Source organism: Mesorhizobium sp. M0894 (assembly GCF_040319725.1).
In the GTDB taxonomy this organism is placed as follows: Bacteria; Pseudomonadota; Alphaproteobacteria; order Rhizobiales; family Rhizobiaceae; genus Mesorhizobium.
This window is the reverse complement of record NZ_JAMYOG010000059.1, coordinates 1-529: the sequence shown is the minus strand read 5'-3', so window position 1 is coordinate 529 and position 529 is coordinate 1. Positions and strand designations below refer to the sequence as shown.

Sequence of the window (529 nt, the reverse complement as noted above, 5' to 3'; positions counted from 1 at the left end):
GTGTCGATGCCGGCTCAATACTCCCCAGAAGTGCCGTTTGAATCTTCCCCAGTTTAGCGCTGTCGCCGGTCTTCCGGAGCGCGCTCCGGGAGACCGGCGGCGCGTAATCGTTGATGCTTCTCCTGATGGTCGGGAGAGGGATTTCGGTGATCAAGATCGGGGAGATGATGATGATACTGGATTTGCATCGGCAGGGCCTGTCGGTGTCGGCGATCGCCAGGGAGAGCGGGATCGACCGCAAGACGGTGCGCAAATACATTGCGCGCGGGCTCGAGGCTCCGGCCTACGGACCGCGCAAGCCGCGTCAGGCGGTGATCGATCCCTTCACAGCCTATCTTCGCGAACGGGTCACGCGATATCCCGGGCTCACCGGCAGCCGGCTTTTCCGCGAACTGAAGGACCTCGGCTATGGCGGCGGCTACACGGCCGTTACCGACTTCCTGCGCGACGTCCGTCCTGCCGCGGCGGAGCGTGGATACGAGGTTCGCTTCGAGACCCCGCCCGGCGAGCAAGCGCAGGTCGACTTCGC

At 64.3% G+C, this 529-nt stretch carries 1 protein-coding gene; it reads left to right on the top strand.

Annotated features, from left to right (window positions below; genetic code table 11):
- Positions 1 to 146: 146 nt before the first annotated feature.
- Positions 147 to 529 (top strand): helix-turn-helix domain-containing protein (locus NKH91_RS32295; protein WP_352951038.1); only part of this gene is annotated, 383 nt, incomplete at its 3' end.